The sequence below is a fragment of the Achromobacter sp. ISS7 genome, assembly GCF_056523125.1.
This window is the reverse complement of the sequence record NZ_JAWRZD010000001.1, coordinates 721,877-746,749: the sequence shown is the minus strand read 5'-3', so window position 1 is coordinate 746,749 and position 24,873 is coordinate 721,877. Positions and strand designations below refer to the sequence as shown.

The 24,873-nt window shown below is 61.7% G+C and carries 28 protein-coding genes and 1 tRNA gene; 10 read left to right on the top strand and 19 right to left on the bottom strand.

Annotated elements, in window-relative coordinates; genetic code table 11:
* Window positions 1-6: 6 nt before the first annotated feature.
* Entirely contained in the window at window positions 7-1,395 is a 1,389-nt protein-coding gene (gene mdtD, locus AC1HFW_RS03405; RefSeq protein WP_479281790.1) for a multidrug transporter subunit MdtD, read from the bottom strand.
* A 122-nt stretch (window positions 1,396-1,517) separates the two neighbouring features.
* Here mdtD and AC1HFW_RS03400 point away from each other — a divergent pair, with 122 nt between their 5' ends.
* Window positions 1,518-2,438, top strand: a complete 921-nt coding sequence (locus AC1HFW_RS03400) for a glycosyltransferase family 9 protein (protein WP_479281788.1) — start codon at window positions 1,518-1,520, stop codon at window positions 2,436-2,438.
* Window positions 2,439-2,561: 123 nt separating this feature from the next.
* Here the strand turns inward: AC1HFW_RS03400 and AC1HFW_RS03395 are convergent, their stop codons facing one another.
* Entirely contained in the window at window positions 2,562-3,704 is a 1,143-nt protein-coding gene (locus tag AC1HFW_RS03395) for a glycosyltransferase family 4 protein (protein WP_061071867.1), read from the bottom strand.
* Window positions 3,705-4,297: 593 nt separating this feature from the next.
* Window positions 4,298-4,588, bottom strand: coding sequence for a hypothetical protein (locus tag AC1HFW_RS03390; protein WP_006393989.1), 291 nt, complete (start codon window positions 4,586-4,588; stop codon window positions 4,298-4,300).
* Between the two features lie 878 nt (window positions 4,589-5,466).
* Here AC1HFW_RS03390 and AC1HFW_RS03385 point away from each other — a divergent pair.
* From AC1HFW_RS03385 to AC1HFW_RS03365, 5 genes are all read left to right on the top strand, one after another.
* Window positions 5,467-6,036 (top strand): hypothetical protein, encoded by a 570-nt coding sequence (locus AC1HFW_RS03385; RefSeq protein WP_479281785.1) that lies wholly within the window; start codon window positions 5,467-5,469, stop codon window positions 6,034-6,036.
* 14 nt (window positions 6,037-6,050) lie between these two features.
* On the top strand, window positions 6,051-6,182 hold the full coding sequence (locus AC1HFW_RS03380; RefSeq protein ID WP_479281783.1) for a hypothetical protein: 132 nt from the start codon (window positions 6,051-6,053) through the stop codon (window positions 6,180-6,182).
* Window positions 6,183-6,375: 193 nt separating this feature from the next.
* On the top strand, window positions 6,376-6,558 hold the full coding sequence (locus tag AC1HFW_RS03375; RefSeq protein WP_479281782.1) for a hypothetical protein: 183 nt from the start codon (window positions 6,376-6,378) through the stop codon (window positions 6,556-6,558).
* 51 nt (window positions 6,559-6,609) lie between these two features.
* Window positions 6,610-6,960, top strand: coding sequence for an H-NS histone family protein (locus tag AC1HFW_RS03370; RefSeq protein ID WP_479281780.1), 351 nt, complete (start codon window positions 6,610-6,612; stop codon window positions 6,958-6,960).
* Window positions 6,961-7,124: 164 nt separating this feature from the next.
* On the top strand, window positions 7,125-7,274 hold the full coding sequence (locus AC1HFW_RS03365; protein ID WP_479281778.1) for a hypothetical protein: 150 nt from the start codon (window positions 7,125-7,127) through the stop codon (window positions 7,272-7,274).
* Between the two features lie 1,093 nt (window positions 7,275-8,367).
* Here the strand turns inward: AC1HFW_RS03365 and AC1HFW_RS03360 are convergent.
* From AC1HFW_RS03360 to AC1HFW_RS03320, 9 genes are all read right to left on the bottom strand, one after another.
* Window positions 8,368-8,589, bottom strand: coding sequence for a hypothetical protein (locus tag AC1HFW_RS03360; protein ID WP_479281777.1), 222 nt, complete (start codon window positions 8,587-8,589; stop codon window positions 8,368-8,370).
* A gap of 221 nt (window positions 8,590-8,810) precedes the next feature.
* The gene (locus AC1HFW_RS03355; protein WP_479281775.1) at window positions 8,811-9,056 is read right to left on the bottom strand and encodes a hypothetical protein; all 246 of its coding nucleotides are present in this window, start codon (window positions 9,054-9,056) and stop codon (window positions 8,811-8,813) included.
* Between the two features lie 4 nt (window positions 9,057-9,060).
* Window positions 9,061-9,570, bottom strand: coding sequence for a hypothetical protein (locus AC1HFW_RS03350; protein WP_479281773.1), 510 nt, complete (start codon window positions 9,568-9,570; stop codon window positions 9,061-9,063).
* Between the two features lie 2 nt (window positions 9,571-9,572).
* The gene (locus AC1HFW_RS03345) at window positions 9,573-10,016 is read right to left on the bottom strand and encodes a hypothetical protein (RefSeq protein ID WP_479281772.1); all 444 of its coding nucleotides are present in this window, start codon (window positions 10,014-10,016) and stop codon (window positions 9,573-9,575) included.
* A 96-nt stretch (window positions 10,017-10,112) separates the two neighbouring features.
* The gene (locus AC1HFW_RS03340; RefSeq protein WP_479281770.1) at window positions 10,113-10,745 is read right to left on the bottom strand and encodes a hypothetical protein; all 633 of its coding nucleotides are present in this window, start codon (window positions 10,743-10,745) and stop codon (window positions 10,113-10,115) included.
* 21 nt (window positions 10,746-10,766) lie between these two features.
* Window positions 10,767-11,207 (bottom strand): tail fiber assembly protein, encoded by a 441-nt coding sequence (locus AC1HFW_RS03335; RefSeq protein ID WP_479281768.1) that lies wholly within the window; start codon window positions 11,205-11,207, stop codon window positions 10,767-10,769.
* 462 nt (window positions 11,208-11,669) lie between these two features.
* A complete protein-coding gene (locus AC1HFW_RS03330; RefSeq protein WP_479281766.1) occupies window positions 11,670-12,371 on the bottom strand; it encodes a terminase gpA endonuclease subunit in 702 nt (233 codons plus the stop codon).
* 78 nt (window positions 12,372-12,449) lie between these two features.
* A complete protein-coding gene (locus AC1HFW_RS03325) occupies window positions 12,450-12,833 on the bottom strand; it encodes a hypothetical protein (protein WP_479281764.1) in 384 nt (127 codons plus the stop codon).
* Window positions 12,820-13,137, bottom strand: coding sequence for a hypothetical protein (locus tag AC1HFW_RS03320; RefSeq protein WP_479281762.1), 318 nt, complete (start codon window positions 13,135-13,137; stop codon window positions 12,820-12,822). The genes AC1HFW_RS03325 and AC1HFW_RS03320 overlap by 14 nt, the downstream gene beginning before the upstream one ends.
* Before the next feature lie 88 nt (window positions 13,138-13,225).
* Here AC1HFW_RS03320 and AC1HFW_RS03315 point away from each other — a divergent pair, with 88 nt between their 5' ends.
* The 4 genes from AC1HFW_RS03315 (at window position 13,226) to AC1HFW_RS03300 (ending at window position 14,917) form a co-directional block, all read left to right on the top strand.
* Window positions 13,226-13,510, top strand: a complete 285-nt coding sequence (locus AC1HFW_RS03315; protein ID WP_479281760.1) for a hypothetical protein — start codon at window positions 13,226-13,228, stop codon at window positions 13,508-13,510.
* Window positions 13,511-13,567: 57 nt separating this feature from the next.
* Window positions 13,568-13,942 (top strand): hypothetical protein, encoded by a 375-nt coding sequence (locus tag AC1HFW_RS03310; RefSeq protein ID WP_479281759.1) that lies wholly within the window; start codon window positions 13,568-13,570, stop codon window positions 13,940-13,942.
* A gap of 215 nt (window positions 13,943-14,157) precedes the next feature.
* The gene (locus tag AC1HFW_RS03305) at window positions 14,158-14,439 is read left to right on the top strand and encodes a DUF3892 domain-containing protein (protein WP_082406225.1); all 282 of its coding nucleotides are present in this window, start codon (window positions 14,158-14,160) and stop codon (window positions 14,437-14,439) included.
* A 157-nt stretch (window positions 14,440-14,596) separates the two neighbouring features.
* Window positions 14,597-14,917 carry a hypothetical protein gene (locus AC1HFW_RS03300; RefSeq protein WP_479281758.1) on the top strand — a complete coding sequence of 107 codons (321 nt, stop codon included), beginning with the start codon at window positions 14,597-14,599 and terminating at the stop codon, window positions 14,915-14,917.
* 540 nt (window positions 14,918-15,457) lie between these two features.
* On the opposite strand, the gene AC1HFW_RS03295 is transcribed toward AC1HFW_RS03300, so the two are convergent.
* The 7 genes from AC1HFW_RS03295 to AC1HFW_RS03265 form a co-directional block, all read right to left on the bottom strand.
* A tRNA-Ile gene (locus AC1HFW_RS03295) sits at window positions 15,458-15,536 on the bottom strand.
* Between the two features lie 7 nt (window positions 15,537-15,543).
* The gene (gene rpoD / locus AC1HFW_RS03290; protein WP_006393988.1) at window positions 15,544-17,811 is read right to left on the bottom strand and encodes an RNA polymerase sigma factor RpoD; all 2,268 of its coding nucleotides are present in this window, start codon (window positions 17,809-17,811) and stop codon (window positions 15,544-15,546) included.
* A gap of 1,009 nt (window positions 17,812-18,820) precedes the next feature.
* Window positions 18,821-20,893, bottom strand: a complete 2,073-nt coding sequence (gene dnaG / locus AC1HFW_RS03285; protein ID WP_479281756.1) for a DNA primase — start codon at window positions 20,891-20,893, stop codon at window positions 18,821-18,823.
* Window positions 20,894-20,912: 19 nt separating this feature from the next.
* A complete protein-coding gene (gene rpsU / locus AC1HFW_RS03280; protein WP_006218592.1) occupies window positions 20,913-21,125 on the bottom strand; it encodes a 30S ribosomal protein S21 in 213 nt (70 codons plus the stop codon).
* A 434-nt stretch (window positions 21,126-21,559) separates the two neighbouring features.
* On the bottom strand, window positions 21,560-22,102 hold the full coding sequence (locus tag AC1HFW_RS03275; protein ID WP_006393986.1) for a phosphoribosyltransferase: 543 nt from the start codon (window positions 22,100-22,102) through the stop codon (window positions 21,560-21,562).
* Between the two features lie 83 nt (window positions 22,103-22,185).
* A complete protein-coding gene (locus tag AC1HFW_RS03270; RefSeq protein WP_006393985.1) occupies window positions 22,186-23,481 on the bottom strand; it encodes an adenylosuccinate synthase in 1,296 nt (431 codons plus the stop codon).
* A gap of 76 nt (window positions 23,482-23,557) precedes the next feature.
* Window positions 23,558-24,715 carry an ATP phosphoribosyltransferase regulatory subunit gene (locus tag AC1HFW_RS03265; protein WP_238888504.1) on the bottom strand — a complete coding sequence of 386 codons (1,158 nt, stop codon included), beginning with the start codon at window positions 24,713-24,715 and terminating at the stop codon, window positions 23,558-23,560.
* Window positions 24,716-24,873 lie beyond the last annotated feature (158 nt).

Below are 24,873 nucleotides of genomic sequence, written 5' to 3'. Positions count from 1 at the left end.
GCCGCGCTAGCCGGCCGCGCGTCGGCCGGCGCCGTTCAGGCTCCCGGCGTCCAGACGCCGGAACACCAACGCCGACAGCAGCGTGATGACGCCGACACACAGGAACGTCAGCATGCACGCGCGCCCCAGCATGGCATTGTCCGCGCCCGAGAACACGCCGACCAGACCGCCGCCGATGGTCACCCCCAACCCGATGGCCAGCATCTGCACCATCGAGAACAGGCTGTTGCCGCTGCCCGCGTCGCGCGTGCTCAGGCCTTTGAGGGTGACGCTGTTCATGGCCGCGAACTGCATGGAATTGGCCGCGCCGAACAGCGCCAGTTGCGCGATCTGCAGGGGCAACGGCCAGTCGTGCGAGATCGCGGCGAACGACATGATGGCGGCGCCGACCAGCACGGTGTTGGCCAGCAGGAAAGTGTCATAGCCGAAGCGCCGCACCAGCGGCGCGATCCAGGGCTTCGAAATGGTGCCCGCGATGGCGGCCGGCAGCATCATCAACCCGGACTGCAGCGGCGTGTAGCCCAGTTGCAGTTGCAGCAGCAGGGGCAGCAGGAAAGGCACCGCGCTGCTGCCGACCCGGCACACCAGGTTGCCGACCAGCCCGACGCTGAAATTGGGTTCACGGAACAGGCGCAGCTGGAACAGCGGATTGTCGCGCCGCCGTGCATGCGCCACATACAGCAGCACGGTCAGCGCGCTCAACGCGAACAGCGCCGATGACCAGGCCATGCGGCCCTCGCCGGCGGGCAGGTCCAGCGCCAGGGAGAAGGACACCATGCACAACGACAGCAGCCCGCAGCCGAGCACGTCGAACGGCGCCACATCGGCCAGCGCGTCCTCGGGCAGGTAGCGGCGCACCGCAATCAGCCCCAACAGGCCGATCGGCACGTTGATCATGAAGATCCAATGCCAACTGGCCACCTGCACCAGCAGCCCGCCCAGCGTCGGCCCGAAAATCGGCCCGACCTGCCCCGCGATCGAAACGAACGCCAGGGCCGAGATGTACTGGTCGCCCGGCACCCGCCGCAGCACCGCCAGGCGCCCGATCGGCAACAGCATCGAGCCGCCCACGCCCTGCACCACGCGCGCGATCGTCAATTGCGTCAAGGTCTGCGCCAGCCCGCAGAACACCGAGCCGACCGCGAACACCAGGATCGCCGCCAGATAGACGCGGCGGGTGCCGTAGCGGTCGGCCAGCCAGCCGGACGCGGGCGTCAGCATCGCCATCGTCAGCGTGTAGGCCACCACCACGGGCTTGAGCGCCAGCACGTCTTCGCCCAGGCTGCGCGCCATCGCGGGCAAGGCGGTATTGACGATGGTGGTGTCCAGCGTCTGCATGAAGAAACAGGCGGCGACGACCCAGAGCAGGGCTCGCTGAGAAGGTGGCGAAGGCATGTCTGAAATCGTACTCCCGGCCAGCCCACGCGCCGCTGACAGGCTTGTCTGAACGCAGCCAACGAAAACCGGCGAAACAATCGGTTATCCTGCGCAGCAAAAGCAACGAGGATGAATCGAACGTGAGCCCTGCTCATTCCTTCCGGACCGGCAACATCGCGCTGGTCCTCTCCAACCGCCTTGGCGACTCGCTGTACCAGATGACGCTCGCCAACAATCTGCGCAAGGCCGGCCACGACATCACCGTCTACGGCGTGCATGGCTACGCCCTGCGCGAATGGTTTCCCGACTTCGACATCCAGCCCTTGCCGGCGGACATCGCCAGCCTGGCGAGCTACGACACCATCGTGCAGATGGATCCGGACAGCCCTTTCGACGGCCTGACCCGCGTCTGCCAACGCTTCCTGAGCACCAAGGAATGGGGCAAGATCCGCGCGGCGCCGCGCAAGCACGCTTCGCCCAATGGCATCCTGGATGAATTCCGCCGCTTCTCGGTCGACGCCTTCGGCCTGAGCGAATGGAGCGACGACAACGGCCTGCGGGCCCCTGCCCGCTTCAAGGCCCGCCGCCACGACAAGCGCGTGATCCTGCATCCGACCTCGAGCGAAGCCGAACGCTGCTGGACGCCAGGCAAATACGTCATCGTCGCCCGCCGGCTGCGCGCCATGGGCTACGAGCCAGTCTTCGTGCTGGCGCCGGCCGAACGCGCCCACTGGCTGCCACTGCTGGAACAGGCCCATGCCGGCCTGGTCGAGGCGCCCTCCATCGACGGCGTGGCCGCCGAGGTCTACGAGTCCGGCTGGTTCATCGGTACCGATTCCGGCATCGGCCACCTGGCCTCCTGCTGCGGATTGTCGACGGTCACCATCGTCGACCGACCCCGCAACATGCCCCGCTGGCGCCCGGCCTGGGCCGACAACGTGGTGGTCCAGCCCTGGTGGCTGCCGCTGCGCTCCCTGCGCCGCAAATACTGGCGCGAAGCCACCACGGTCGCGGCGGTCATGCGCTGCTTCGGCCGCATGGTGCGGCGACGCGGTCGCTGACCGGCACATCCCAGGCCGGAAACGACACGGGCCGGCTGCCGAACTGTCGGCAACCGGCCCGTTCACTTGAAACGGCAGCGGCGACCAGAGCCGCCATTCCAGCGCGCGTCTGCGCGCGCAATATCAGGCCATCGCTTCCACGTTCCTGGCCGAGCGCGCATCCTCCATCGCGGTCTGGTAGGCGCTCAGCGTCTCCGCCATTTTCTGGGACAGCATCAGGTGCCGGTCGGCGAACGTGCGGGCCTGGTCGGCGATCCTGGCCGCCTGCTCGGGATGCGCCCAGATCCAGGCCAGGTGATCGGCGAAACCCGCGACATCCTGCGCCGGCGCCAGCCAGCCGGTGTCGCCGGGCCACACGATCTCGGGCAGGCCGCCGACCGCGCTGGCCACCACCGGGCAACGCGACGCGTAGGCTTCCGGCACGACTCGCGACCAGGCCTCGTTGATCGACGGCACCAGCACCGCATCGGCGGCGTGGATGATGTTCGAGATATCTTCCCGATGCCCGGCAAAGGTCACGTAGTCGCCAATCCCGAGTTCCGCGACCAGGTCATGCAGCTTCTGGCCATACGCCGCCGTCGCTCGCGTCGGCATGCCGACCACCAGCGCTCGCGCGGGCACGCCACGCTGGCGCAGCACGTGCACCACGCGCAGCAGGTCCTCCTGCCGCTTGTCGGGCCGCAACATGCCGATGGTGGCCACCACGAACGCGGCCGGATCCAGGCTCAGTTCCTGCCGCATGGCATGGCGTATCGCCTGCTTGTCGACGTCGGCGAAGAATCCATGGTCGGCCCACTCGCCCACCACGCTGATTCGTTTCTGCCCGGCAAAACCCGCCGTGACGATATCCTGGGCGCCGCCCTGGCTGGTGGTGATGACGCGGTGGCAACCCAGGCGCCACTCCAGCCGCCGCCGCCACGACGTGCGCAGCGGGCGGGAGAAATGCCAGGTCCGCACCAGCGAACACAGATCGCGGCAGAGTGCGCTGGCTTTCGCATCGGGCGTGCCATGCGCGTCGATGACCTGGATGCGCAGGTCTTTCACCAGTTGCCGCAGCTTGAGCACGCCCGCCCACGAATAGGGCGAGTTGAAGTCCATGCCAACGGTCGCCAACCCCCAGCTACGCGCCAACTTCAGGGTGTCGCTCCCGGGAGGCGCGGCGATGGCCACCGAATGGCCCTGCTCCTGGAGCCAACGCGACTGATCCAGGACGCGAAACTCCAATCCGCCCAGATTGGGGCCAGAGAGCGTGTGCAGAATTTGCATGGGAATCAGATACGGAGAAGCGCGAACCGGCCTGCCAGGCGGGCGACGACAACATGCATGGAACGCCGGATCCGAGTCACATCAGGAGCGGCGCGCAGCGGCAGGAGCGGCGGGAAAACAAAAATGGGCGGCATCGCAGGGTCGGCGGCTTGGTAAGATGGGTTCTAATTGTTTGCCGGGCGAGGCTGTTGCATCGTTGAAACTGACTGAAATGCCATTTTTGTGAAATTTAGCTACGAGTCAGGAATATAGGCGCGCAGTATGGCGAGAGTTGGAGAAAGTTTTTAACCATTGTTAATTTCTTTGCTGTTTATGTAACTAAATAAATCAAACAGCTGTCCCAGCCCGAACCTATCGAAAAGGTGTTCACGCCAAGGGCCCGAAGGGTGTTTGGAAGCCGATTCCACGTCGCGGGCAAGCAACGGACGCGCCAAAGCCCGCCCGGCCAACAGGCGCTGACACGCCCGCCCACCGTCGGACGGTGCGAAATGAAGACAGAGGAAACAGGCGGCTCGGCTGTGCAGCCCCTGCGGCGCAAGGCAAGCGCGCCGGACGCGCCGGATCAGATCATCCGGCGGAACCGGAAACCTGGCTCAGAAGATGCAGGCCTTGCGCGAACACTCGATCAAGAAGTACCCCACCATGACCGCCGGATAGAGCACGACCGGCGCGGTCACCAACACCCACCAGCGTCGCTGCCGCCAAATGACGAGCACGACGCTGACGAGCCAGGCCAGCACGGCGGTCCAATACGCCGGGAAATACGGTCCCAGCCCCACCGTCAGCCAGTCAACCCGCATCAGCAGCAGCACGACCGCCGCGAGAATCACGAAAATGAGGATCGTCAGGCGATTGCCGGGCTTGATGAAGGGGTCGCCGGTCATGGATGTCGTTTTCCGGGAAACAGGGATTCGCAGTGAGGGAGATGGCCTCCCCAGCACCGATTGCGATCGGCGCTTGAGGAGCATTCTGCATCATTGCCGATAGAAGCGGAATGAACGACGCCCGCCACGCAAATGCCACGCAAAACAAAGCGGGCCTCGGATTACTCCGAGACCCACGAGAGTTTCTTTGGTAGGCCCCCCGAGAGTCGAACTCGGCACCAACGGATTATGAGTCGGGCGTTTTAGAAATAGGCATAAATAGAGATCAACTCAAAATCCAACGACCAGCGGATGGCATCACGATACGCGATGAACTCTCCGTTTCTGCAGCAATACGATCGACCAGATCCGCAGCGATCGGACCTCGCATGCATTCCGGCAGGGATGCGTTTTTGGGCGCTTCTAGCATGTACGACTCTCGCGCACCCGCAGGCGGAAGTGGCGTCCTTTCCACCGGCTTTCCGGTCCTGAGTTTCATCCAGTACCCTGCCGGAGGAGTTGGCACAACTAGCGCCTTGCAGACTTTTCTAAGACCACTATCCGAGAGCCCGAACTCAAGACAGAACTGTGTTATGGGCACAGCCCAAATGCGTTCGTACAGGTCTGCTCCATAGATAATCTTCCGCACTCAAGGCTCCATCGTTCAGTCGGCACAATGCCTGAGGCGCAGAGCCGCAACCGCATTGATTAGCTTGCGTGTCCGACCGAGTGCTATCGGCAAACAACTGTATATTCAACCAGCCCCACTTCACGTTCAGCCAACATAGCTGCGGCAGCTTGGCAGTTGATGAACGCCTACTTATGATTCTGGGATTTCTGCCGTAGATCAGGTAAACCTAATCCAACCCTAGCTTCGTGTTTCAGAAAGGAAAACCACAGTGGATATCACTGGCTTCTTCGGCAAAGAAGTTTTTCGGCCGATTGTTATTACCCTCGTCCCTGGAATATTCACTTCAGCTCCGCTTCTAGCATATCTGCATAGAAATTTTCCGGGAATTCAAAAACTGGTAGCGGACCAAGCTACTGTGGCCGCGATATTAGCCACCGCACTCATCATTGCGGCGGGCTTTCTTATGGAAAACCTCGGGTCGTGGATTGAGCTCGGCCTGTGCAAAATTCACGCTCGACGCAACATAGCAACACCGCCCGACGACGAAATCTGGTACCCATTCCTCCGGACGCACTTCGCCACACCTCCGATCGGCGTGCACTATCTAGAATCAATCGTCCTGAGGCTGAAGTTCGAGACGTCAATGATCGGCCCGCTTGTGCTCCTGGCAATTTGGATTCCAGTTCTCACGGAACGAGAAATCTGCGATAAACCTGTCCTCGCAATGGTAGGAGGTTTAATCGTACTTGTCTCATGGCTCATGTACGAGTCGGACCGGGGCTGTGGGGTTCTTGCTAGGCTCAGACGCAGCCTTCTTCAAGGCGTCCACTCGATGTAGTTGCGTCAATTGCAATGTGCAGCCACTACCAGACCCTGAAGGACGCCGAGCTGCTGCTCAAGAAGTTCGGCGCGTCCAACAAGCCGGCCGGCGGCAAGTACGACATGTGGCCGCGCTACCCGGGCGTGTTCATCCGGTGGTCCTAGAGGATATCCCGCGTACTTAGCTCGCCCACGCTTTGATAATCTGATGCGGCGTTACATGCGATAGAGGTCTGCTATGGCAACCCGCGTAAAGCTGTTGTATTTCAAGCCGACAAGCATTCAGGCTCGCCTCACGCCCCTTGGCATCGCCCTGAAGTGGACGTTGGGCCTAATCCCTCCGCCACGATCCATCACCATGGATCGCGCCCAATATGGTATGGACCAGCAGGCAGAAGCCAGCTTCTGGACCTTCGCGCTTCGAGTGGCCATCATAGGCGAGGCCATCCTCGTCACCAGAAATGGCCAGTGGGATCCTGTCGGCACTGTTGATGGCTGTGGAGTCCACGCCTTCGGCCGAGACTTCGAACTACTCCCCTGACACAACCTGACGAGGTGCCCCAACCCTAGCGGGCGTATGGACTGTAGAAAAATGGTGAAGCAAGCTATCAACGAAATCAACGCTCAGATCAACGCACTTCGGGCAAAGCTGGAGCACGTCCGAATTGCTCGGCGTGCAGCTGAAATAAAGATCATCGTCCGATCCATGCGCGACAACGCCATCTCGCCAGAAGAAATATCGATAGCCTTTGCAGACGGCGTGCGGACGAGGAAGAAACCGACGTCCACACCTGGAGTGCGCAAACGGCCGCCGGCTCCCCCGAAATATCGGCACCCGAATACCGGAGAAACCTGGACTGGTAGAGGTCGGCCACCTCGTTGGCTCTCCGCAGAGGAAAGCTCCGACGCCGATCAGGATCAATTCCTGATCGCCAAAACCTGACCGCAAGCGCAGTATCGGCGGCCGAGCTGCCTGCTGCCGGTTGCCCGACCGAACTGCGCGGCGAGCGCAGTCGCGATAACGATCCTGGTCTGCCTGTCGTGGGTACGGTCCGGATGCACTCCATACTCCACAAGGGCCTAAACCGACACCTCCCGCGCATGACCATGAAGTCCCTGGCCACGTTCGGCGCCCCCTACCTATTCGAACCTCAGTTGCTCACCTTCAATTCCGAGCGTGGCATGATGGTCGTAGGCTTCGAAGAAATCGCCGGCTGTGGGTACTACCAGGGCTGGTGGATGCAGTGGATGAGCTAGAAAAGACGAGACGCTGTCAGTGGATACCTAGCCCAACATCAGCCTTTTTTTGGCCGATTCAACATCAGCTTAAAATTTCAGCCTCAATTTTCAGGTAGAAAATCCGTGGGAAATAAATCTCGTCGCTTGCACCAGTTTCTAACAAACCACCCCAAATGCTGTTATTGCGGCGGCGACACTCCGGCTACCACCGAAGACCATTGGCCGCCCAGGACTGTGTTTGTTGGACGGGCATGGCCAGAAGGCTACGTCTTCCCAGCGTGCGCGTCTTGCCAGATCTATACGTCAAATGTGGAAGGGCTGTTTGGGATGATTTGTCGGCTCGCTCCGCAAAATCAAGCGATGGACGGCCGAGCATTGGCCGAATTGGAGAAACAGGCCCGAGGCCAAGCCGTGCGGCACCCGGAACTTATGCAGTCATTGATGTTGGCTAGTAGAGAAAAGAGAACAGTTCTACGAAATAGAAACGCCCGACCAGAGCCAGGACAATTGATCCGCGACGTTCCCATCCTTACGCTTCGTCATCCCGAAGTTCAGCGAATCATCGAAACCTGTTTTCAAAAGCTATTATTGAGTTTGCACTATTTTCACACTGGAACAGCACTACCTCGGCAGGGTGTTGCCTTCTTGCGCTGGTTTTCCAATGGAGATCCGACTTCCACTGACGCTTTTGACGAAGTCTCAACCAAGCTGCCTCACCAAGTGCAAAGAAAGCGGGGAAAAGTCGATCTCTCCGACCAATTCGCTTATAGATTCACGATATCCAACGACAACAGTACAAGCGCCTTTCTAGCGGTATTCGGAGAAAGTTTAGCAGTCCTAGGCTTTCTATGTAACGACCGATCTCAGATATCTGAAGCGACAAAAGGATGGAAGGTTGAGTTCGGCCCATTAGACCCTTCCGCAACCACTCGAATGCGTTAGCGCGTCGCTGATTGCACCCCACGGATGTAACCCTGCAAACCGTTCACTTGGTCGGAGCATAACGTCTGCCAGCCGGTGGACCGCCGGACGGTTCTATCTGCCCCCTACTCTCTGGCAACAAAAAAGCCCCCGATTCTCTCGGGGGCTTCTTACCTGATCCGCTGTGCGCTTAGATCAGGTTGGGGTGTTCGGCGATCAGCTTCGCGCGGCTGGCGGCGATCAGTTCGTCGAGCGTCTTGCTCAGCATTTCTGCCTCGGAAGCGTAGGCCACCGCGACGTTGTAGCCAGCGTTCACCCCGTTGGAACGGATGTCGAACACCACGCGCGTTTCGGCCCCCGTGCCTGAGACACCGGGGATCAGCCAAGTCATGTTGGTAGCAGTCAAAGACATTTGAAGATTCCATTAATAGTTGTTGTGGAACCTTCATGCTACGCACGGCGCGCCGCCATAACTATCAAGCGGTGTCGCATTGCGTTGCCATCTCTCAACGCGTGTCGCAAAGCGCTCGCCAAATATCGTTCCCTTGCAGCACCTGGCGCCGGATCGGCGCGGGCGTCTGGTCAACCTGTGCGGCCGAAGCAAAGTAGATCGGCCGCGCGTGGTCGCAGTATTCAACGCCCACCCTGGCCGGGGCCGCGCACCCAGCCAGACTTGAGGCGATCAGAAACAGCATCATCATCCATGCTCGCCACTTCATTCTCCACATTGCGCACCTCCTGGCGAGCCTTCGTCGCCTGTTCGTTGATCTGCTCGGCGCGCTCCTGGCGCTCGGCCTGGCGCCCGGTGGCGCGGCCGCGGTAGAACACGCTGAACAGCGTGCCCACCGCGATGCTGGCCAGCAGCAGCCAGCCTTGCATCCGTTCAAGCCACGTTCGCATGCTCCCCCCCCACGGCGGCCAGGGCCTGGCGATACAGGTCCGGCCAGGTCTGAGGATGCGGCCTGCCCGGCCGCCAGGTGCGCAGGTACAGCGCCCAGCCCGCATCCGCATCCCCGACCGGCGGCAGCGCCTTCGGATCGGTCCAGAGCAGCAGCCGCGCGACGCCGGCGGCCAGCACGTCGTCGTACTCTAGCGCCGCATAGATCGCATCCGGATCGCCCGCCACGCTGCGCGCCTTGCACAGCGTGGCCAGGTGGTCCCTGCTGGCCGCGTGCAGGAATACGCCCCACACGCCGCCGCGACTGGCGCGGGTGCCCTTCTCGAACTGCCAGAAACCGCGGGCGGGCCCGCCGATCTGGCGTCGGTGCACGAAGCGGCTTTCCTGCAGGCCGATGGCCAGCAACATCACGCGCGCCGCCGGCGTGTCCATGCGCGCCGGCAGCAGCGCCAGCGCCGGAGTGATCGCGGTATCGTTGATCGTCTGAAGATTCATGGTCAGCCCTCCCCGCCCGACCGCAGGCCCAGCAGCTTGGCGCGGACTTCAACCAACCATTCCAGTAGCCCCTTTTGCCGCATGCTCGCCATCCAGCGCATGTAGGCGCCCAGCACCCACCACGCCGGCAGACCTGCAAGCAGCATGCTCGGCCCCAGAACGTAGAACTTCGCCAGCAGCGCGTCGTCGGAGCCGGCGCCATGGTGGGCCAGCCACGTCATGGCCTCCATCAGGCTAGGCTTCCAGGCGATGACCGCCCCCGCGAGCGCCGGCCCGAACATGAAAGAGCACGTGACCGTGCAGACGCTTCGCACAGTGAATTCCCGCGGCGTTTTAGGCGGCAGAATAAGCAGCCCCAGCATTGCGGCAAGCGCGGCAGGAATGCCGTAAGCCATTGCGACCTTCAAGGCCGCCAATCCCCCAAAACCGGTGGAACTCGGTTCCATTCGAATACTCCTTTGATGGGTTTGCATTGCTGCCTCCCGTGGTATGGACGAAAAAAAAGCCCGCGGATGCGGGCTATTGGTTCGGTTGTTGTCAGTCTATGCCTGCGGCGTAGCCCAATAGGGGCGGCCACCCGGCGCCCACATGGCCTCCAAACTGCGGAAGAAGTACATGCAGTCATAGGGCCGATAGCTACCCGAGGAAAGCGCCGTTTGCACGGTAGCCAGATAGGGCAGCAGATCAGTCCATTGCCAATAGAAGTTCTTGATGCCGGTAGCGGGCATCCCCATCACCAGACTGTTGTATCCAGTCTTGGCGAACACACAGACCGTCGGATCGATGAGAACCGCCCAGGAAGCGTCAGGACTCCACGCCAGGATCTGCGCATGGTTGCCGATAGCTCCGCCGTTCCAACCCATGATTGCGAAGCCTGCGTCATTACTCGCCGTCATCATCTGATATAGGCGAATTGCCAGCGTTGCGTAGTTGTCGCAATCCAAAGCCGGAGCAGCCAGCAAATCCTCCATCGTGCTGGCGTTCGAATTGCCATACGGCTTCAGATGGTGGGCAACCATCCCGCACCACATAAACCGCAGGACGCTTTCCGGTACGCCCGAATAGGCCGATCCCAGGTCATTCAAGAACGTAGACCGCACGCTGTTGTAGTACGTCTCGCATTTGGTCGGGTCAGCCTCAATCGCATTGAGCGTTGCCTGTGCAAGGTATCCCATGTCTCTCTCCTTTCTTGTGGGTCAAGCGGGAGGCGCTGGCCAGGTGGGGCTGATGGCCTTCACGTCCACCCTCGATACATCTATGCGGTACTGCCGCCATAGGGCCAATTCGCTCGTCTCGTCTTTCGTGGCCTGATTCGAGTCTACAGCGTCCTGAAGCGGCCCTATCCGCAGCGCAGCGTATGAGAGCAACCCATCACGTTGCCCAGCAGCAGCGGCGATCCGCTGCGCTTCTGTGGGCGGTTCCTGGCTAGGCTCCGGATTCAATGTAGGCATGTCGACCTCTACCCACACCTGGCCGCTCAGTCTGTACCGCTTTCCTGCCCGGATCTTCGTCGGTGCAGGCAAATCGACGGCACCACCCGGGATAAGAAAAACGCCCGGCTCTAGTGGCGATTCATCGGCAGCGACGGCGGCGACGAAATATCCTTCAGCATCCAATTGCGAAACGATTTTCTCCATGTCAATTCCTAGTATTTGATGCATGCCAGCAGCGCCACGTTGCGCGCACGAGTTTCGGTGCCCCCGAACACCGCCATGTTCGACCCGTACGAGCTAATCGGCGAATTGGACAAATAGGCTACGGCAGCACCAATCCCAACTCCTGTGGCCGCCCACGTCGTTGAGGCTTGACGAAGCTGCACGCCAACGGAATCCACAGCAGCCGATTGAGCCGATCCGAACGCCCGGCCTGCGTCAACACCCCGGCTGTCGTCCCAGCCCTGCAGGAACTCACCTCGCAGATCAGGAAGAACGATGTACGCGCCGGAGATGTGCGGGTCGTGGTTGGATTGGCTACGTCCGTGCAGCGGTATCCAAAGAGCGCCGTGGCGTTCAGTACGTCGCCGCAATAGATATTCGTCGCGAGCGCGGCGTAGGTATCCTCCCTGCTCATTCCCTCATAAACCCTCATGGCGTACCTCGTTATGCAAGTTTGCTCACCCGCGAGCGCCCGGAGCCTGCCGACTTGACCCGCACCGTCGGACCGCGATGGCCCGAGCCAGTCGCGGGCGTCGGCGCGACCGACACCTCGCCGTCCGGCAAGGGCGGCGCCCCGTGCAGAACCTCCGCCAGATCCTCGACGGTTCGATTCAGCTTGAGACCGAAGTGGATCAATGCGCAGAGCGCGGCATATGCGTAGACGCGACAGTCCAATGCCTCGTTGGCGCGTCCCGATGGCAGATCCCACACACGGAACTTATGCCCGCTGGCTTCCTTGACCACGATCCGCTCGGATGTGAGCTGCGCGTAGTAGTTCAAGTCACGGTCCGCCGGGAAGTGCATGAATCCAGGACCTGGAGCGTCCTTATTCAACCGGTTCCGAATCGTGTCCTTCGCCGTGTTGACGCCGATGATGGTGGGGCGATACGTGGCCTTGTTTCGTCGGCTGGGCACCTTCGTGGGCCAAACCGGCGAGCGCTGCCCGTTCCGGGCGGATTCCCCCTTGATGGCGTAAATCCGTCTCCCCAATCGGGCCTCGGCGAACTCATACACGCGCTGCGCGTTGTGGCCGCCAGAGTCGATACATGCTGCCGAAACGTTGTATGGCCGACCATCGTGGCGATACCACGTCTTCAACAGGTAGGCGTCGACGCGTGTCCTGCACGAACGCATCGCGGTCAGCACGCAGGTCCATTTCCCAAGCGTTCACGGCAGCGCGCAGCTGGGCAGCGGTGATGGTGGTCATACCTTTCATGTCTTTTCTCACTTTGCAGTTTTCAGGGCCTGCGCCAGGGCGGCGTCGAAGTCACCAGGGAAATGCCGCTCGACAACTTCGCGCGAGGTCGCACCGAAGTTCAGCTGCTTCTTGACGGGCAGCTCGTCGCCGAACCGGATCAGCAGCTTCAGACGGCCACCGCGGTTCTGCTGGTTCGCCAGCTGCCCCGTCGTCACCGCCTGGCGCCGCCCACCTGCCTTCACGCTGCGCGCCCGCTTGGGCGCAACACGCTGCCATACCCCATTTACGGCCTGGCCGTTGCGCGTGCGTATCGAGCCTACATAGACATCCGGCCTTGCCTTCAGGCGCCCCATTGCGGCGCGCGGCAGGTTGCCGTGGCTATTCAGCTTCACCCCTTTAGGATTGAGCAACGCCCGGCTGTTCAGCTTGTGGACGCCGCCCGTCTCGTAGGGCAGCGGGTGGGCGGCCGCGATCTTCTTGATAGACCACTGCCACCGGTGACGACTTGCGACCCTTGCTCACCCCGACGGACTTCTGCGTGAATGGCGTCGGGCTGTCGAAGGGCGACTTGATGCTTTCCTGCTCGGCCGCCTGGACTCGGGCAGCGGTCGCGTTGATGGCCTGCGCCATCGCAAACGGCAGCTGTTCCGATGTGAAGGCGTCGATGCGCCGCAGGACATCTTTCAGGTTGGACGTGATCTTGATCTCGATCATCGCTCGCCTCAGCTAGTGTCATTTCTTACACAGTTGTAAGAATTCATTGCTATGGTCGATTGATGCTTCCACCTTTTGGAGAGCCTATATGGCTGACTACAAGATCGCGCATATCAGACAACAAGGGCAAGACATAATCATTGTCCCGCTTGATCCAGCGTTTGGAACAAAGCCGCCCGGCGTCCAACAAGACATCATCGAGCAACTTCAGGCTTGCGCTCAGTCAGCGGGATTGGCTGGAACAGTCGTCCCGGTTTGGCGATACGGAAATGGATTCAAGTTCATAGCCCCCACGCCATGGGAGCCCTTCTTCAAGAGCCTGCACTGGAACGACATCATGCGTAACGTCAATAAGACTCTGACGTGTCATTGAGGAACCCCGTCCTCGCCGCATCATTCGCTGCAGATTGACCCAGTTGTTTCGAGCCACATGGTCACCATCAAGAACCGGCTCCGTCAGCAGTTCTGCAAGAGCTTTCATTTCCGCCTCACTTTGAGATCCCACATGGCACATTTCATCGTCACTTTCAGACTCAAGAACGACTCGACCTACCAGGACCGCTACGATTCTTTCGTTGACAAGGTCAAGAGCATTGCGACGCTCTCCCCCTGGGACGAAACATCATCATTCTTTGCGTTCCGAGCCGACGACACTGCGACCGGGATTTGCTCCACCCTATATCTCCAGACCTTATTCGACGCCACAAAGGATCTGATGGTCGTCATAGACCTAGACAGCAAACAGAAGGCGAGCAAAGGGAAAATCGAGTATCCGGCGTTGCTTGAGCTGGGCCTCGGTTTCTAATTGCATCGCGACCTGCGCCCCCCTCCCTATCTGTGATCTAGCCGGGTGCCACCAACCGCCCCCCGCGGCGATTACCTCAACTCCGCCGCGCGGCATGCTCCTGCCCCTACACCTTACAGTTCCGTAAGAATTAGTTGCTATGGTCAAAGTTGCTGTCGCATTCAGGCGTTCATAAGTTGTTTTCGCCACCACATATTTATTGGAGACCACCGGTTATGGCTAACACAGCCCAGATCACTTGCATCAACAAGATTCCCAGAAATGACCCGAACGAGTCGATCACCCACGTTGGCGGATTCGTTACGTCCAAATGGAAATTGCCCTTGCACGACGCCATCGGAAAGATAGAGCGTGGGGAATGGAGCTTTTACGTTCACGTAGGCGGAAAAAGCGTTTGGGTAGTTGTTGCTACCAGTCGCGCCGGAAACAAGTACCTCAAAACGGAAGCGGACAGCAGTACATCCAACAATCTGCTTAGCCTGCCGGAATGCCCTTAGATCACAGGCCTATTCCGTGTTGCGGCTGTCAGTTGGAGAACTCGTGATTCCTCTGCGGTCGCCGCCTTTTCTCATCTCAAGGTAAGACGAGCGAAATTTGCATGCCTTCATATGCGAAGGTTGGCTAACACTCAACAGACTCAGGAATGCTTGAAGAATGACGACTTACTCGATCCATTACAGGCTGGACCAAGAGAGAATTCCCGCGTCCTACGATCAACGCTATCGAGACCTGCAAGCCGCCATCAAGCGTGTGGCCGGAAATCTCGGCTCTCATGTCGATGCGACCTCGACTGTATGGATTCGCACTAGCGAAGGTGGCGAATCTATCGCGAAAACTCTAAAGCTGGCGGTTGACCCTCGATACGATGTGGTGCTGGTAAAGATTGCCGATTCCGCAATGTTGTATGCAGTTGGCGATAGCATCGACCCCATTCAGTTTGAGCTTGAAACCTCTGTCGTCGTATTTAAGGTGTGAACAACATAGTCGCCAATCAACAGCGACCCAAAACAAAAGCCCCCACCGGAATGCCGTATGGGGGCTTTTTTTAGAGACTCGGTATCAGGCGCTACTGCACTCGTGCGAATGCTAACATGGCGGAGGCACAAGCCACTGAGCAATGATGACACCGCCCTGAAACAACGCTGCAAGTGCGGCCGATCCTGCCGCCCAAGCGTTCAGCTTTCCTTGTAGCTCAAGAGTGCGGACAACATCGACCCACTTGCCGTCTCGGTCGAGTGAAATAGGATTTTGCCCGCCATAGAAGGTCAGGTACTTTGTACCTGGCGGCACTTCTCCTGCGTAATCTGAGAGGACACGGGCCACTGACGCGCGCCACCACAAGCCTGCAGCCGAAAAAGCGAAGATGGCGGAAAAGACGTTGAGGGACAGCCCACCTTGCTCCGACGCACCTTGCCCACCACGCCGAGAACGTCAAGATTACGTCAATGTCGGAGCTGGAAACGAAACAGCCGCCATTGCTGGCGGCTGTAAATACCTGATTTACTGGGTATTTTTTGGTAGGCCCCCCGAGAGTCGAACTCGGCACCAACGGATTATGAGTCCGCTGCTCTAACCAGGCATGAGCTAGAGGCCCAGGAAACTTACTGCCCTTCCAGGAAGCTCTTCAGCTTGTCGGCCCGGCTCGGGTGACGCAGCTTGCGCAGCGCTTTAGCCTCTATTTGGCGGATGCGCTCACGCGTGACGTCGAATTGCTTGCCCACTTCTTCCAGGGTCTGGTCGGTGCTCATTTCGATACCGAAACGCATGCGCAGAACCTTGGCTTCCCGCGGGGTCAGGGAGTCTAGCACTTCCTTGACCACGTCGCGCATGGAACCATGCAGCGCTGCGTCCGAAGGCGCCAGGGTCGAGGTGTCCTCGATGAAATCGCCCAGGTGCGAATCGTCATCGTCACCGATCGGCGTTTCCATGGAGATCGGCTCCTTGGCGATCTTCAGGATCTTGCGGATCTTGTCCTCGGGCATGTCCATCTTCTGCGCCAGGGTCGCGGGATCCGGCTCTGCGCCGGTTTCCTGCAGGATCTGGCGGCTGATCCGGTTCATCTTGTTGATCGTTTCGATCATGTGAACCGGGATACGGATGGTGCGCGCCTGGTCGGCGATGGAACGGGTGATGGCCTGACGGATCCACCACGTCGCGTAGGTCGAGAACTTGTAGCCGCGACGGTACTCGAACTTGTCCACGGCCTTCATCAGGCCGATGTTGCCTTCCTGGATCAGGTCCAGGAACTGCAGGCCGCGGTTCGTGTACTTCTTGGCGATCGAGATCACCAGGCGCAGGTTGGCCTCGGTCATTTCGCGCTTGGCCTTGCGAGCCTTGGCTTCGCCGGTGGCCATGCGCTTGTTGACGTCCTTCAGGTCCTTGAGCGGCAGCACCACGCGGGTCTGCAGGTCGATCAGCTTCTGCTGCAGTTCCTGCACGGCGGGAATCTGGCGCTCCAGCGTCTCGGCGTACGGATGGCCGGCGGCCACTTCGTCGACGACCCACTGCAGGTTGGTTTCGTTGCCCGGGAACACCTTGATGAAATGCGTGCGCGGCATGCCGGCACGGTCCACACACGTGTGCAGGACGGCGCGCTCGAGCTGGCGAACTTCTTCCACCTGGTTGCGCAGCGTGTCGGCCAGCTTCTCGACCATCTTGGCGGTGAAGCGGATGCCCATCAGTTCGTTCTGGATCGACTCCTGCGCGCGCACGTAGATGTCCGACTTGTAGCCGTCCTTCTCGTACGACAGGCGCATCTTGTCGAACTGCTTGCCGACCTCGTCGAACTTGGCCAGCGCCTTCACGCGCAGGTCTTCCAGCTGCTTGCTGGACATGCCGCCGGCGGGACCGTCGTCGCTTTCGTCTTCGTCGGCGGTGACGCCGGCGCCGGCGTATTCCTCGCCGTCTTCCGGATCGACCAGGCCGTCGACCACTTCGTCGATCTGCGCCTGGCCTTCACGCACGCGCAGGACGTGGGCGAGGATTTCGTTGATGGTGGTCGGGCAGGCCGAGATGGCCATGACCATGTGCTTCAGGCCGTCTTCGATGCGCTTGGCGATCTCGATTTCGCCTTCGCGCGTCAGCAGCTCCACCGAGCCCATTTCGCGCATGTACATGCGCACGGGGTCGGTGGTGCGGCCGAAGTCGGAGTCCACGGTGGTCAGCGCGGCTTCGGCTTCGTCCTCGACGTCGTCGTCGTTGGACGCGACCGGCGCGTTTTCGCTCATCAGCAGCGTTTCGGCGTCGGGGGCCTGGTCGTAGACCGCGATGCCCATGTCGCTGAAGGTGCTGATGATGCCGTCGATGGCTTCGGCGTCGACCAGGTCATCAGGCAGATGATCGTTGATTTCGCCGTAGGTCAGGTAGCCGCGGTCCTTGCCCAGCTTGATCAGCTGCTTGAGGCGGTTGCGGCGGGCTTCGTATTCTTCGGCCGAGACGGGGCCGCGGGCGATCAGATCCTTGGGATCGGCCTTGCCGCGCTTGCCACCGCGCTTGGGCGGCTTCAGGTCCGGCAGGACTTCGCCTTCGCCGTCCATGGTGTCGTCGAAACCGTCGGAATCGTTGTTGGCGTTCTTGGCAGGGCGACCGGGGCGGCGGCCGCTGGGGACCGGACGCGCGCTGCCGACCAGGTCGGCGAGCTTGTCCTCGGCCTTCTTGGCACGAGCCTTGGTCACCTTCTCGGGCTTGTCTGCCGCCGCCGTCTTGGCGGCCGCCTTCTTGGCGGCCGTCTTCGCGGCAGGCTTGGCGACCTTCACCGCCGTCTTGGCGGGCGCTTTTTCCGCTGCCATGCTGACGACCCGCTTGGCCTTCGTGGCCAGGGCGTCGGTCGCATCAATTGCAGAGGAGGATTTGCCGGTGGATTTGGTCATAGTCGCTTCCGTGGTCGTCGCAACCCGTTCGGGCATGTTGCACCGCATGACGCCGCTGCCGGGCAAAGGCCCTTCGCGGCATCCCTACGGGTAAATCAGGTGAATCGGCGGAAGCCCCGCGGCTGCGTTGTTCGCAGCACCAGCTCTTGCGAGCCCGCCTGGCGCCGTTGCGGTCCGTGACCGGCTGGGCGCCTGGCGTGCATGGCTTCATCCCGCGATGGACTTCGGGCGTCGAGGGGGGCTGTCTGCCTATAAATAGGCGTTGCTTGCCTGTCGGGCCTTGCCCTTGGCAGCTGGATCGACACAGCACCCAAACCTCAGACGCGGCGCGAAGATAGCCATCGCCGGACTGCGTGATTCACCACTCAGCTATAGTAATTAACTATGTAACAAGTTTGACGCACACGTCCGCTTTTTTTTCCGCGCTGGCGCCTGGGGCTTACCCGCCCCGGACCGACCCGTACAAGCGGTATCGTCCTGCCCGCCAGCCCGGCGCATCTTCAGCCGACCTGCCCATCAAACCCTAAAACAATTAGATTCCGGCAGCGGCAATAGATTCCGCCCGCCGTTCGCTTTCTTGCTATGCCTTTTGCTACGCTTTTTTGCTACGCTTTCTAGCTACATTTCCTGCAATCGTTTTCCCGCAGCCACGACGGGCTTCGATCCTGCGCGCCAGGGGATCCATCGCCATACCTCGCCGCCGTGTCATCGGCGGTTGCCGAACTGCTTCAGCCAGTATTCAGTATTGCGAGATCCACGACCTATGCGCGCTGCCAGGGAATGTCTTGCGACTGCGCGGGGTTCGCCCTCGCTATCGCCTCGATCTTTGACCCCTATCCTTGCCCCTTGCCCTTGCCCCCTGCCCTGTCCCCGCCCTCTTGGTTTTCGTGGCGGCGCCGGCATTTAGCTTCATACCCTTAGCGTCCATACACTCAGCCAGCGTTCATACCTGCTGCTGACCTTGCGCCGATATTGATCCGCGGCGGGAAAACCCTTGATTTTACCGCATTTAGCGTATGCCGGCACCTTTGAGCACCAACATGCGGCTGGACAGCTCCAGGTAGCGCTTGCGCGCCTCCTCGCTCGCCAGGCCGGCCGCCGCCAGCTTGGCCATTTCCGTCTTGGCCGAATCGAATTCGATCCGGCGCAGCGCGTCGTCCCACTCGGTCTGCGGATCGGGCAGGTCCTCCTGCGACAGGATGTCGACCCGCAATCCCTTGAGCACCGTGGCAAGGTCCGAGTCCGGCTCGGCCGCTTCCAGCAAGGCGCCCACATGGCGCGCGCCGCTGGACTGCGCCAACATGATCAGGTCCCTCACCAATCCTAGATGGGGGCCGTGGTCGATGACTTCAAGCTGCTGGTCGCCCATCGAGTCGACCAGTTCCGGATGGGCCAGCAACAGGCTCAACAGGCGCTTGGCCAGCGACGGCATGGTGCGGCGTCCTTCGAAGCCGCCGACGTCATCGCGCTTGCCCTTCCAGTTGCCCTTGCCGCCTTTCCAGTCGCCCTTGCCCTTCCAGTCGCTCTTGCCTTTCCAATCGCCCTTGCCTTTCCAGTCCTGCTTGCCGGCGCCACCGCCCCAGCCGCCGCCCGATTCGCCGCCTTGCGACGGGAACTGGCCGTAGTCGGCATACTCGCCGTCCTCGGCTGGGATGTCGTGGAAATCGTGGCCGGCGAAGTCGTAGCCGCCATCATGCGGCACGCCGTCGTGCGTCGCCGCCGGGCCGGCAAGCCCCGCGGCGCCCGCCTCGCCGGCGGCCGGCTTGGCCGGCGCGCCGAACGGCTTGGCGGGCTGCTGCGCCAGCACCTGCGCCATTTCCTCGGGCGTCAGTTGCACCAGCTTGGCCATCTCGCGTTCGATCTGCACGCGCAACGCGCATTCAGGGATCGACGCCAGCAAGGGCTTGGCCTCGTGCAGGCAACTGGCGCGGCCCTCGGCCTCGTCCATGTTGTGGCGCGAGGCCAGCTCGTCCAGCAGGAAGCGGGACAGCGCCACCGCCTCGCCCAGGCAGGCGCGGAAGGCCTCGGCGCCCAGCTCGCGCACATACGAATCCGGATCGTGCTCGGTCGGCAGGAACAGGAAGCGGATGGCGATGTCGTCGCGCAGCACCGGCAGGCACGCCTGCAGCGCGCGCCACGCGGCGCGGCGGCCGGCGCCGTCGCCATCGAAGCTGAAGATGACCTTGTCGCTGGTGCGCAGCAGCTTCTTGACGTGGTCCGGCGTGGTCGCGGTGCCGAGCGTGGCGACGGCATTGGCGATGCCCTGCTGCGCCAGCCCGACCACGTCCATGTAGCCTTCGACCACGATGACCTGACCTTCCTGGCGGATCGCCTGGCGCGCTTCCCACAGGCCGTACAGCTCCTGGCCCTTGGAAAACAGCGGGGTTTCCGGCGAGTTCAGGTACTTGGGCTCGCCCTTGCCGATGATGCGGCCGCCAAAGCCGATCAGGCTGCCACGCGCATTGCGGATCGGGAACATGACCCGTTCGCGGAAGCGGTCATAGCGGCGGCCGTCCTCGGACTCGATGACCAGGCCCGACTCCACCAGCGTGGGATCTTCGTAATTGGGAAAAACCTGCGACAGCCCATGACGGTCCGTACCGGACCAGCCAAGGCCGAAATGCGCGGCAATCTCGCCGGTCAGGCCACGCTGCTTCAGATAGCGGATCGCCGCGGGCGATGCGCGCAACTGCTTCAGGTAATGCGCCTGGGCGGCGTCCAGCACTTGCGTGTGGCGGGACTCCTCGGCCTTGCGGCGCGCGGTTTCCTGCTGCTGGCGGGGACTGCGATTTTCTTCGGGGACCGTCATTCCCGCCGAAGCCGCGAGCGTGCGCACGGCTTCGGGGAAACTGGCGCCCGTGTGTTCCATCAGGAAAGTGATGGCACTGCCATGCGCTCCGCAACCAAAGCAGTGATAGAACTGCTTGGTGGGGCTGACAGTGAACGACGGACTTTTTTCGTTATGAAAGGGGCACAGGCCAAGCAAGTTGGCCCCACCCTTTCGCAACTGCACGTACCGCCCGACTACATCGACGACGTCGACCCGGGCGAGTAGTTCCTGGATGAATGATTCTGGAATCAATAGATTCTGGAATCAGAAATCAATACAGGCGCGGGGGCAGTTGCTGGCTACGGATGCGCTTGTAGTGGCGCTTCACGGCGGCGGCGTGCTTGCGCTTGCGCTCGGCCGTGGGCTTCTCATAGAACTCGCGCGAACGCAGTTCGGTGAGCAAACCGGTCTTTTCGATGGTGCGCTTGAAGCGGCGCAGAGCGGCTTCAAACGGTTCGTTTTCCTTCAGTCGAACGATAGGCATAAAGTGATTGGCCTGCTTGTAGGGTAACAAAAGTTGATGACAAACCTGGCTTGCTTACCAGCAACGCCACGGGGTTCCCGGCGGCGAACCGCCTGTCAGCCCAGGCCGCAGACCATGCATACGCGAATATAGTAATCGGGCATGCCCATCCGGGCCAAGAGATACGCGCACCTGGAACCCAGGCCACCGATCTCTCATTTTCCGCTTCCAGGCGCCAACGCCAAGAGCCTTGCAGCGCTAAATTCGCTGGCTGTTTCCGTTACCCAAAGACTACCCAGAGAGTAACAAGCCAAGTTCGGTTTAGCGATAACCAGCGATTCTAGCATGGTCATGGCTATTTTGACTACCGGGGGAACAGTCTGGCGCCCAGTCCTCGCACGACTCCGTCGCGCATCGGCGACCGGGATCGCCCGACTATCCGTCCCCGTATGACTTCAGCTCTTGGAACCCTTGCGGATCCAGGCTTCCAGCTGGTGCGGACGCAGGCTGTCGTAGTCTTCGAAAGGCTGGTGGATCCAGGGATTGGTCGGCAGCTTGTCGACGTAATAGTCGGGCTGCGCCTGGGAATGCCCCTTCCACCACAGCACGGCGCTGCGCAATTCGGTGATGTCGGCGAACTGGCTCTTGAGGTGGTCGTACACCTTCATGAAGGTCTTGCCGGTATCCACCATGTCGTCCACCAGCAACACCCGCCCGGACAGCGTGCCGCGCGTGATGGTGATGAACTGCGCGATATCCATATCGCCCTGCTTGGTGCCCGCGGCTTCGCGGTAGCTGCTGGTCGCCAGAATGCCCAACGGCACATCAAAAATACGGGACATGACGTCGCCGACGCGCATGCCGCCGCGCGCCAGGCACAAAATCTTGTCGAACTCCCAACCAGATTGATGCACCTGCAAGGCCAGGCGCTCGATCAAGCGGTTGTAATCGTCCCACGTCACCCACAGATGGCTATCGTCACTGGTTGGCGCGCTCATAGGCAAGGATCTCCTGCGTGAAAATACGAAAAGGCCGCCGCCGGTATGAGACCGGCGGCGGCCTTGCGGATAATAACCCGATGTCAGCCCTTCAGGGGATGACGCAGCACAATGGTTTCGTTGCGGTCGGGACCGGTGGACACCAGGTCGATCGGCACGCCGCAGACTTCGGCCACGCGCTCCAGGTAGCGACGGGCGGCCTCGGGCAGCTTGTCGTACTCGGTGATGCCGACGGTGGATTCGCTCCAGCCCGGCAGCTCTTCGAGCACCGGCTGGGCTTGCGCCACGGCATGCGCGCCATACGGCAGCACGTCGCGGAATTCACCGTTGACGCGGTAGCCGACGCCCAGCTGGATGGTTTCCAGGCCGTCGAGCACGTCCAGCTTGGTGATGCACAGGCCGGTGATGCCGTTCAGGCGGACCGAGCGCTTGAGCGCGGCGCCGTCGAACCAACCGCAGCGGCGCGGACGGCCGGTGACCGAGCCGAATTCCTTGCCGATGGTGGCCAGGCGGGTGCCGATCTCGTCGACCAGTTCCGTGGGGAACGGGCCCGAGCCGACGCGCGTGGTGTAGGCTTTGGTGATGCCCAGGACGTAGTCCAGCGACTGCGGACCGACGCCCGCGCCCGCCGAGGCGGCGCCCGCAACGCAGTTGCTGCTGGTGACGTACGGGTAGGTGCCGTGGTCGACATCCAGCAGCGCGCCCTGCGCGCCTTCGAACAGCAGGCGCTTGCCTTCCTGCTGCATGGTGAACAGCGTGCTGGAGACGTCCGCGACCATCGGGGCGATCGCCGGCGCCAGCGCCATGGCCTGATCGCGCACTTCGCTGGCCGACACGGCTTCGGCGCCGAGGTACTTGGTCAGCACGAAGTTGTGATAGTCGAGCACTTCGGCGAGCTTCTCGTCGAACAGCGCGGGATTGAACAGGTCCTGCACGCGCAGCGCGCGGCGGGCGACCTTGTCTTCGTAGGCCGGGCCGATGCCGCGACCGGTCGTGCCGATCTTGCCATCGCCCTTGCGCGCTTCACGGGCCTTGTCGACGGCCACGTGGTACGGCAGGATCAGCGGGCAGATCTCGGAGATGCGCAGACGCGAACGCACGTCCAGGCCGGCGGCCTCGAGCTCTTCGATTTCCTTGAGCAGGGCCTCGGGCGACAGCACCACGCCGTTGCCGATGAAGCAGGTGACGCCGGGATGCATGATGCCCGACGGGATCAGGCGAAGAATCGTCTTCTTGCCATTGATCCACAGCGTGTGGCCGGCGTTGTGGCCGCCCTGGAAGCGGACCACGCCCTGGACGGATTCCGCCAGCCAATCGACGATCTTGCCCTTGCCCTCGTCACCCCACTGGGTGCCGATTACGACTACGTTCTTGCTCATGTTACGAATCAATATCGAGTTTCTCGGGAAATCCGGAAATCTCCCCGCGGCCCTCTCGTTGCCGAGAGGGAGTTAGTCACAGCGTTCTGACCGTCCAGGCGCCATCCTGCAGCGCCAGCTCGCGATCGCAAACGAATTCGTCCTGATCCTGCTCGTGACCGGGCAATACCTGAACGACAATTTCCCCTGACCGGCGCAGGCGGCGGACCGCCTCGACCAGGGCGGGGGCTTGCCCCCAGGGCGCGCGAACCGCACGCGCCCGTTCCGCCGGCGGCAAACCCGCCGCCAGCTTGCGTAAATCCAGACTGAAGCCGGTGGCCGGGCGCGCGCGCCCGAACGCCAGACTGACATCGTCGTAGCGGCCGCCGCGCACCAGCGCATCGCGCCAGCCTTCGGCGTACAGCGCGAACTTGATGCCGGAGTGGTAGCCGTAGCCGTCCACGTCCGCCAGGTCGACACCGAAGTCGACGTTCGGCTGGCCATCCAGCAGCACCTGCAGCGCATCCAGCGCGGCGACGACGCCGGGCAGCAGCGGCAGGTCGTGGCGGGCCCGCTTCAGCACTTCGGGACCGCCGTAAAGCTTGGGCAGCAGCTGCAACGCCTTGAGCGTTTCAGCGCGCATGCCGGGAGTACGCGCGGCCAGTTCGGTCAGGCCCGGCACGTCTTTCTCGCGCATCAGGCGGATGACTTCCTGCGAGACCGCGGCGGCGGCCGGATCGGCTTCGACGATGCCGCGCAGCACGCCCGGATGGCACAGCACCAGGCGCGGATTGCGCACACCGGCGATGGCCACCGTTTCCAGCACCAGCTGGATGATCTCGAGGTCGGCCTCGAAACCGGCATGACCGTAAATTTCAGCGCCGATCTGCAGCAGCTCGCGGCTGGACAGCAGGTCCGCCGGGCGGGCATGCAGCACGTTGCCGCAATAGCACAGGCGGGTCACGCCGGCGCGGTTCAACAAGTGCGCGTCGATGCGCGTGACCTGGGGAGTCATGTCGGCGCGAACGCCCAGCGTGCGACCCGACAGCTGGTCAACCAGCTTGCAGGTACGCAGATCCAGATCGCTGCCGGTGCCGGACAGCAATGAATCGATGTACTCGACCAGGGGCGGCGCGACCAGCTCGAAGCCGTAAGTACGGTACAGATCGAGAAGTTCGCGGCGCACTTCCTCGATGCGCCGGGCCTCTGCCGGAAGTACGTCGGCAAGGCTCTCGGGCAGCAACCAGTTACCCATGAATGTTTACCTGAATAACGCCTAGAGATGCGTGGGCGTCGCCAAAACGAAAAGCGGCTGAGGGGGCGTAAGCCCGCTCAGCCGCTGCGGAATGTTTTCTAGCTTACGGGGTATTGTACATGGTTCAGCCGACAGCGCCAGCCGGGAAAGCCAGCAGC

Excerpts from the sequence above, each read along its gene's own strand:
- mdtD (WP_479281790.1), bottom strand. The coding sequence starts at position 1,395 with ATGCCTTCGCCACCTTCTCAGCGAGCCCTGCTCTGGGTCGTCGCCGCC.
- AC1HFW_RS03395 (WP_061071867.1), bottom strand. The coding sequence starts at position 3,704 with ATGCAAATTCTGCACACGCTCTCTGGCCCCAATCTGGGCGGATTGGAG.
- AC1HFW_RS03390 (WP_006393989.1), bottom strand. The coding sequence starts at position 4,588 with ATGACCGGCGACCCCTTCATCAAGCCCGGCAATCGCCTGACGATCCTC.
- AC1HFW_RS03380 (WP_479281783.1), top strand. The coding sequence starts at position 6,051 with ATGTGCAGCCACTACCAGACCCTGAAGGACGCCGAGCTGCTGCTCAAG.
- AC1HFW_RS03375 (WP_479281782.1), top strand. The coding sequence starts at position 6,376 with ATGGATCGCGCCCAATATGGTATGGACCAGCAGGCAGAAGCCAGCTTC.
- AC1HFW_RS03370 (WP_479281780.1), top strand. The coding sequence starts at position 6,610 with ATGGTGAAGCAAGCTATCAACGAAATCAACGCTCAGATCAACGCACTT.
- AC1HFW_RS03365 (WP_479281778.1), top strand. The coding sequence starts at position 7,125 with ATGAAGTCCCTGGCCACGTTCGGCGCCCCCTACCTATTCGAACCTCAG.
- AC1HFW_RS03360 (WP_479281777.1), bottom strand. The coding sequence starts at position 8,589 with ATGTCTTTGACTGCTACCAACATGACTTGGCTGATCCCCGGTGTCTCA.
- AC1HFW_RS03355 (WP_479281775.1), bottom strand. The coding sequence starts at position 9,056 with ATGCAAGGCTGGCTGCTGCTGGCCAGCATCGCGGTGGGCACGCTGTTC.
- AC1HFW_RS03350 (WP_479281773.1), bottom strand. The coding sequence starts at position 9,570 with ATGAATCTTCAGACGATCAACGATACCGCGATCACTCCGGCGCTGGCG.
- AC1HFW_RS03345 (WP_479281772.1), bottom strand. The coding sequence starts at position 10,016 with ATGGAACCGAGTTCCACCGGTTTTGGGGGATTGGCGGCCTTGAAGGTC.
- AC1HFW_RS03340 (WP_479281770.1), bottom strand. The coding sequence starts at position 10,745 with ATGGGATACCTTGCACAGGCAACGCTCAATGCGATTGAGGCTGACCCG.
- AC1HFW_RS03335 (WP_479281768.1), bottom strand. The coding sequence starts at position 11,207 with ATGGAGAAAATCGTTTCGCAATTGGATGCTGAAGGATATTTCGTCGCC.
- AC1HFW_RS03320 (WP_479281762.1), bottom strand. The coding sequence starts at position 13,137 with ATGATCGAGATCAAGATCACGTCCAACCTGAAAGATGTCCTGCGGCGC.
- AC1HFW_RS03315 (WP_479281760.1), top strand. The coding sequence starts at position 13,226 with ATGGCTGACTACAAGATCGCGCATATCAGACAACAAGGGCAAGACATA.
- AC1HFW_RS03310 (WP_479281759.1), top strand. The coding sequence starts at position 13,568 with ATGGTCACCATCAAGAACCGGCTCCGTCAGCAGTTCTGCAAGAGCTTT.
- AC1HFW_RS03305 (WP_082406225.1), top strand. The coding sequence starts at position 14,158 with ATGGCTAACACAGCCCAGATCACTTGCATCAACAAGATTCCCAGAAAT.
- AC1HFW_RS03300 (WP_479281758.1), top strand. The coding sequence starts at position 14,597 with ATGACGACTTACTCGATCCATTACAGGCTGGACCAAGAGAGAATTCCC.
- rpoD (WP_006393988.1), bottom strand. The coding sequence starts at position 17,811 with ATGACCAAATCCACCGGCAAATCCTCCTCTGCAATTGATGCGACCGAC.
- rpsU (WP_006218592.1), bottom strand. The coding sequence starts at position 21,125 with ATGCCTATCGTTCGACTGAAGGAAAACGAACCGTTTGAAGCCGCTCTG.
- AC1HFW_RS03275 (WP_006393986.1), bottom strand. The coding sequence starts at position 22,102 with ATGAGCGCGCCAACCAGTGACGATAGCCATCTGTGGGTGACGTGGGAC.
- AC1HFW_RS03270 (WP_006393985.1), bottom strand. The coding sequence starts at position 23,481 with ATGAGCAAGAACGTAGTCGTAATCGGCACCCAGTGGGGTGACGAGGGC.
- AC1HFW_RS03265 (WP_238888504.1), bottom strand. The coding sequence starts at position 24,715 with ATGGGTAACTGGTTGCTGCCCGAGAGCCTTGCCGACGTACTTCCGGCA.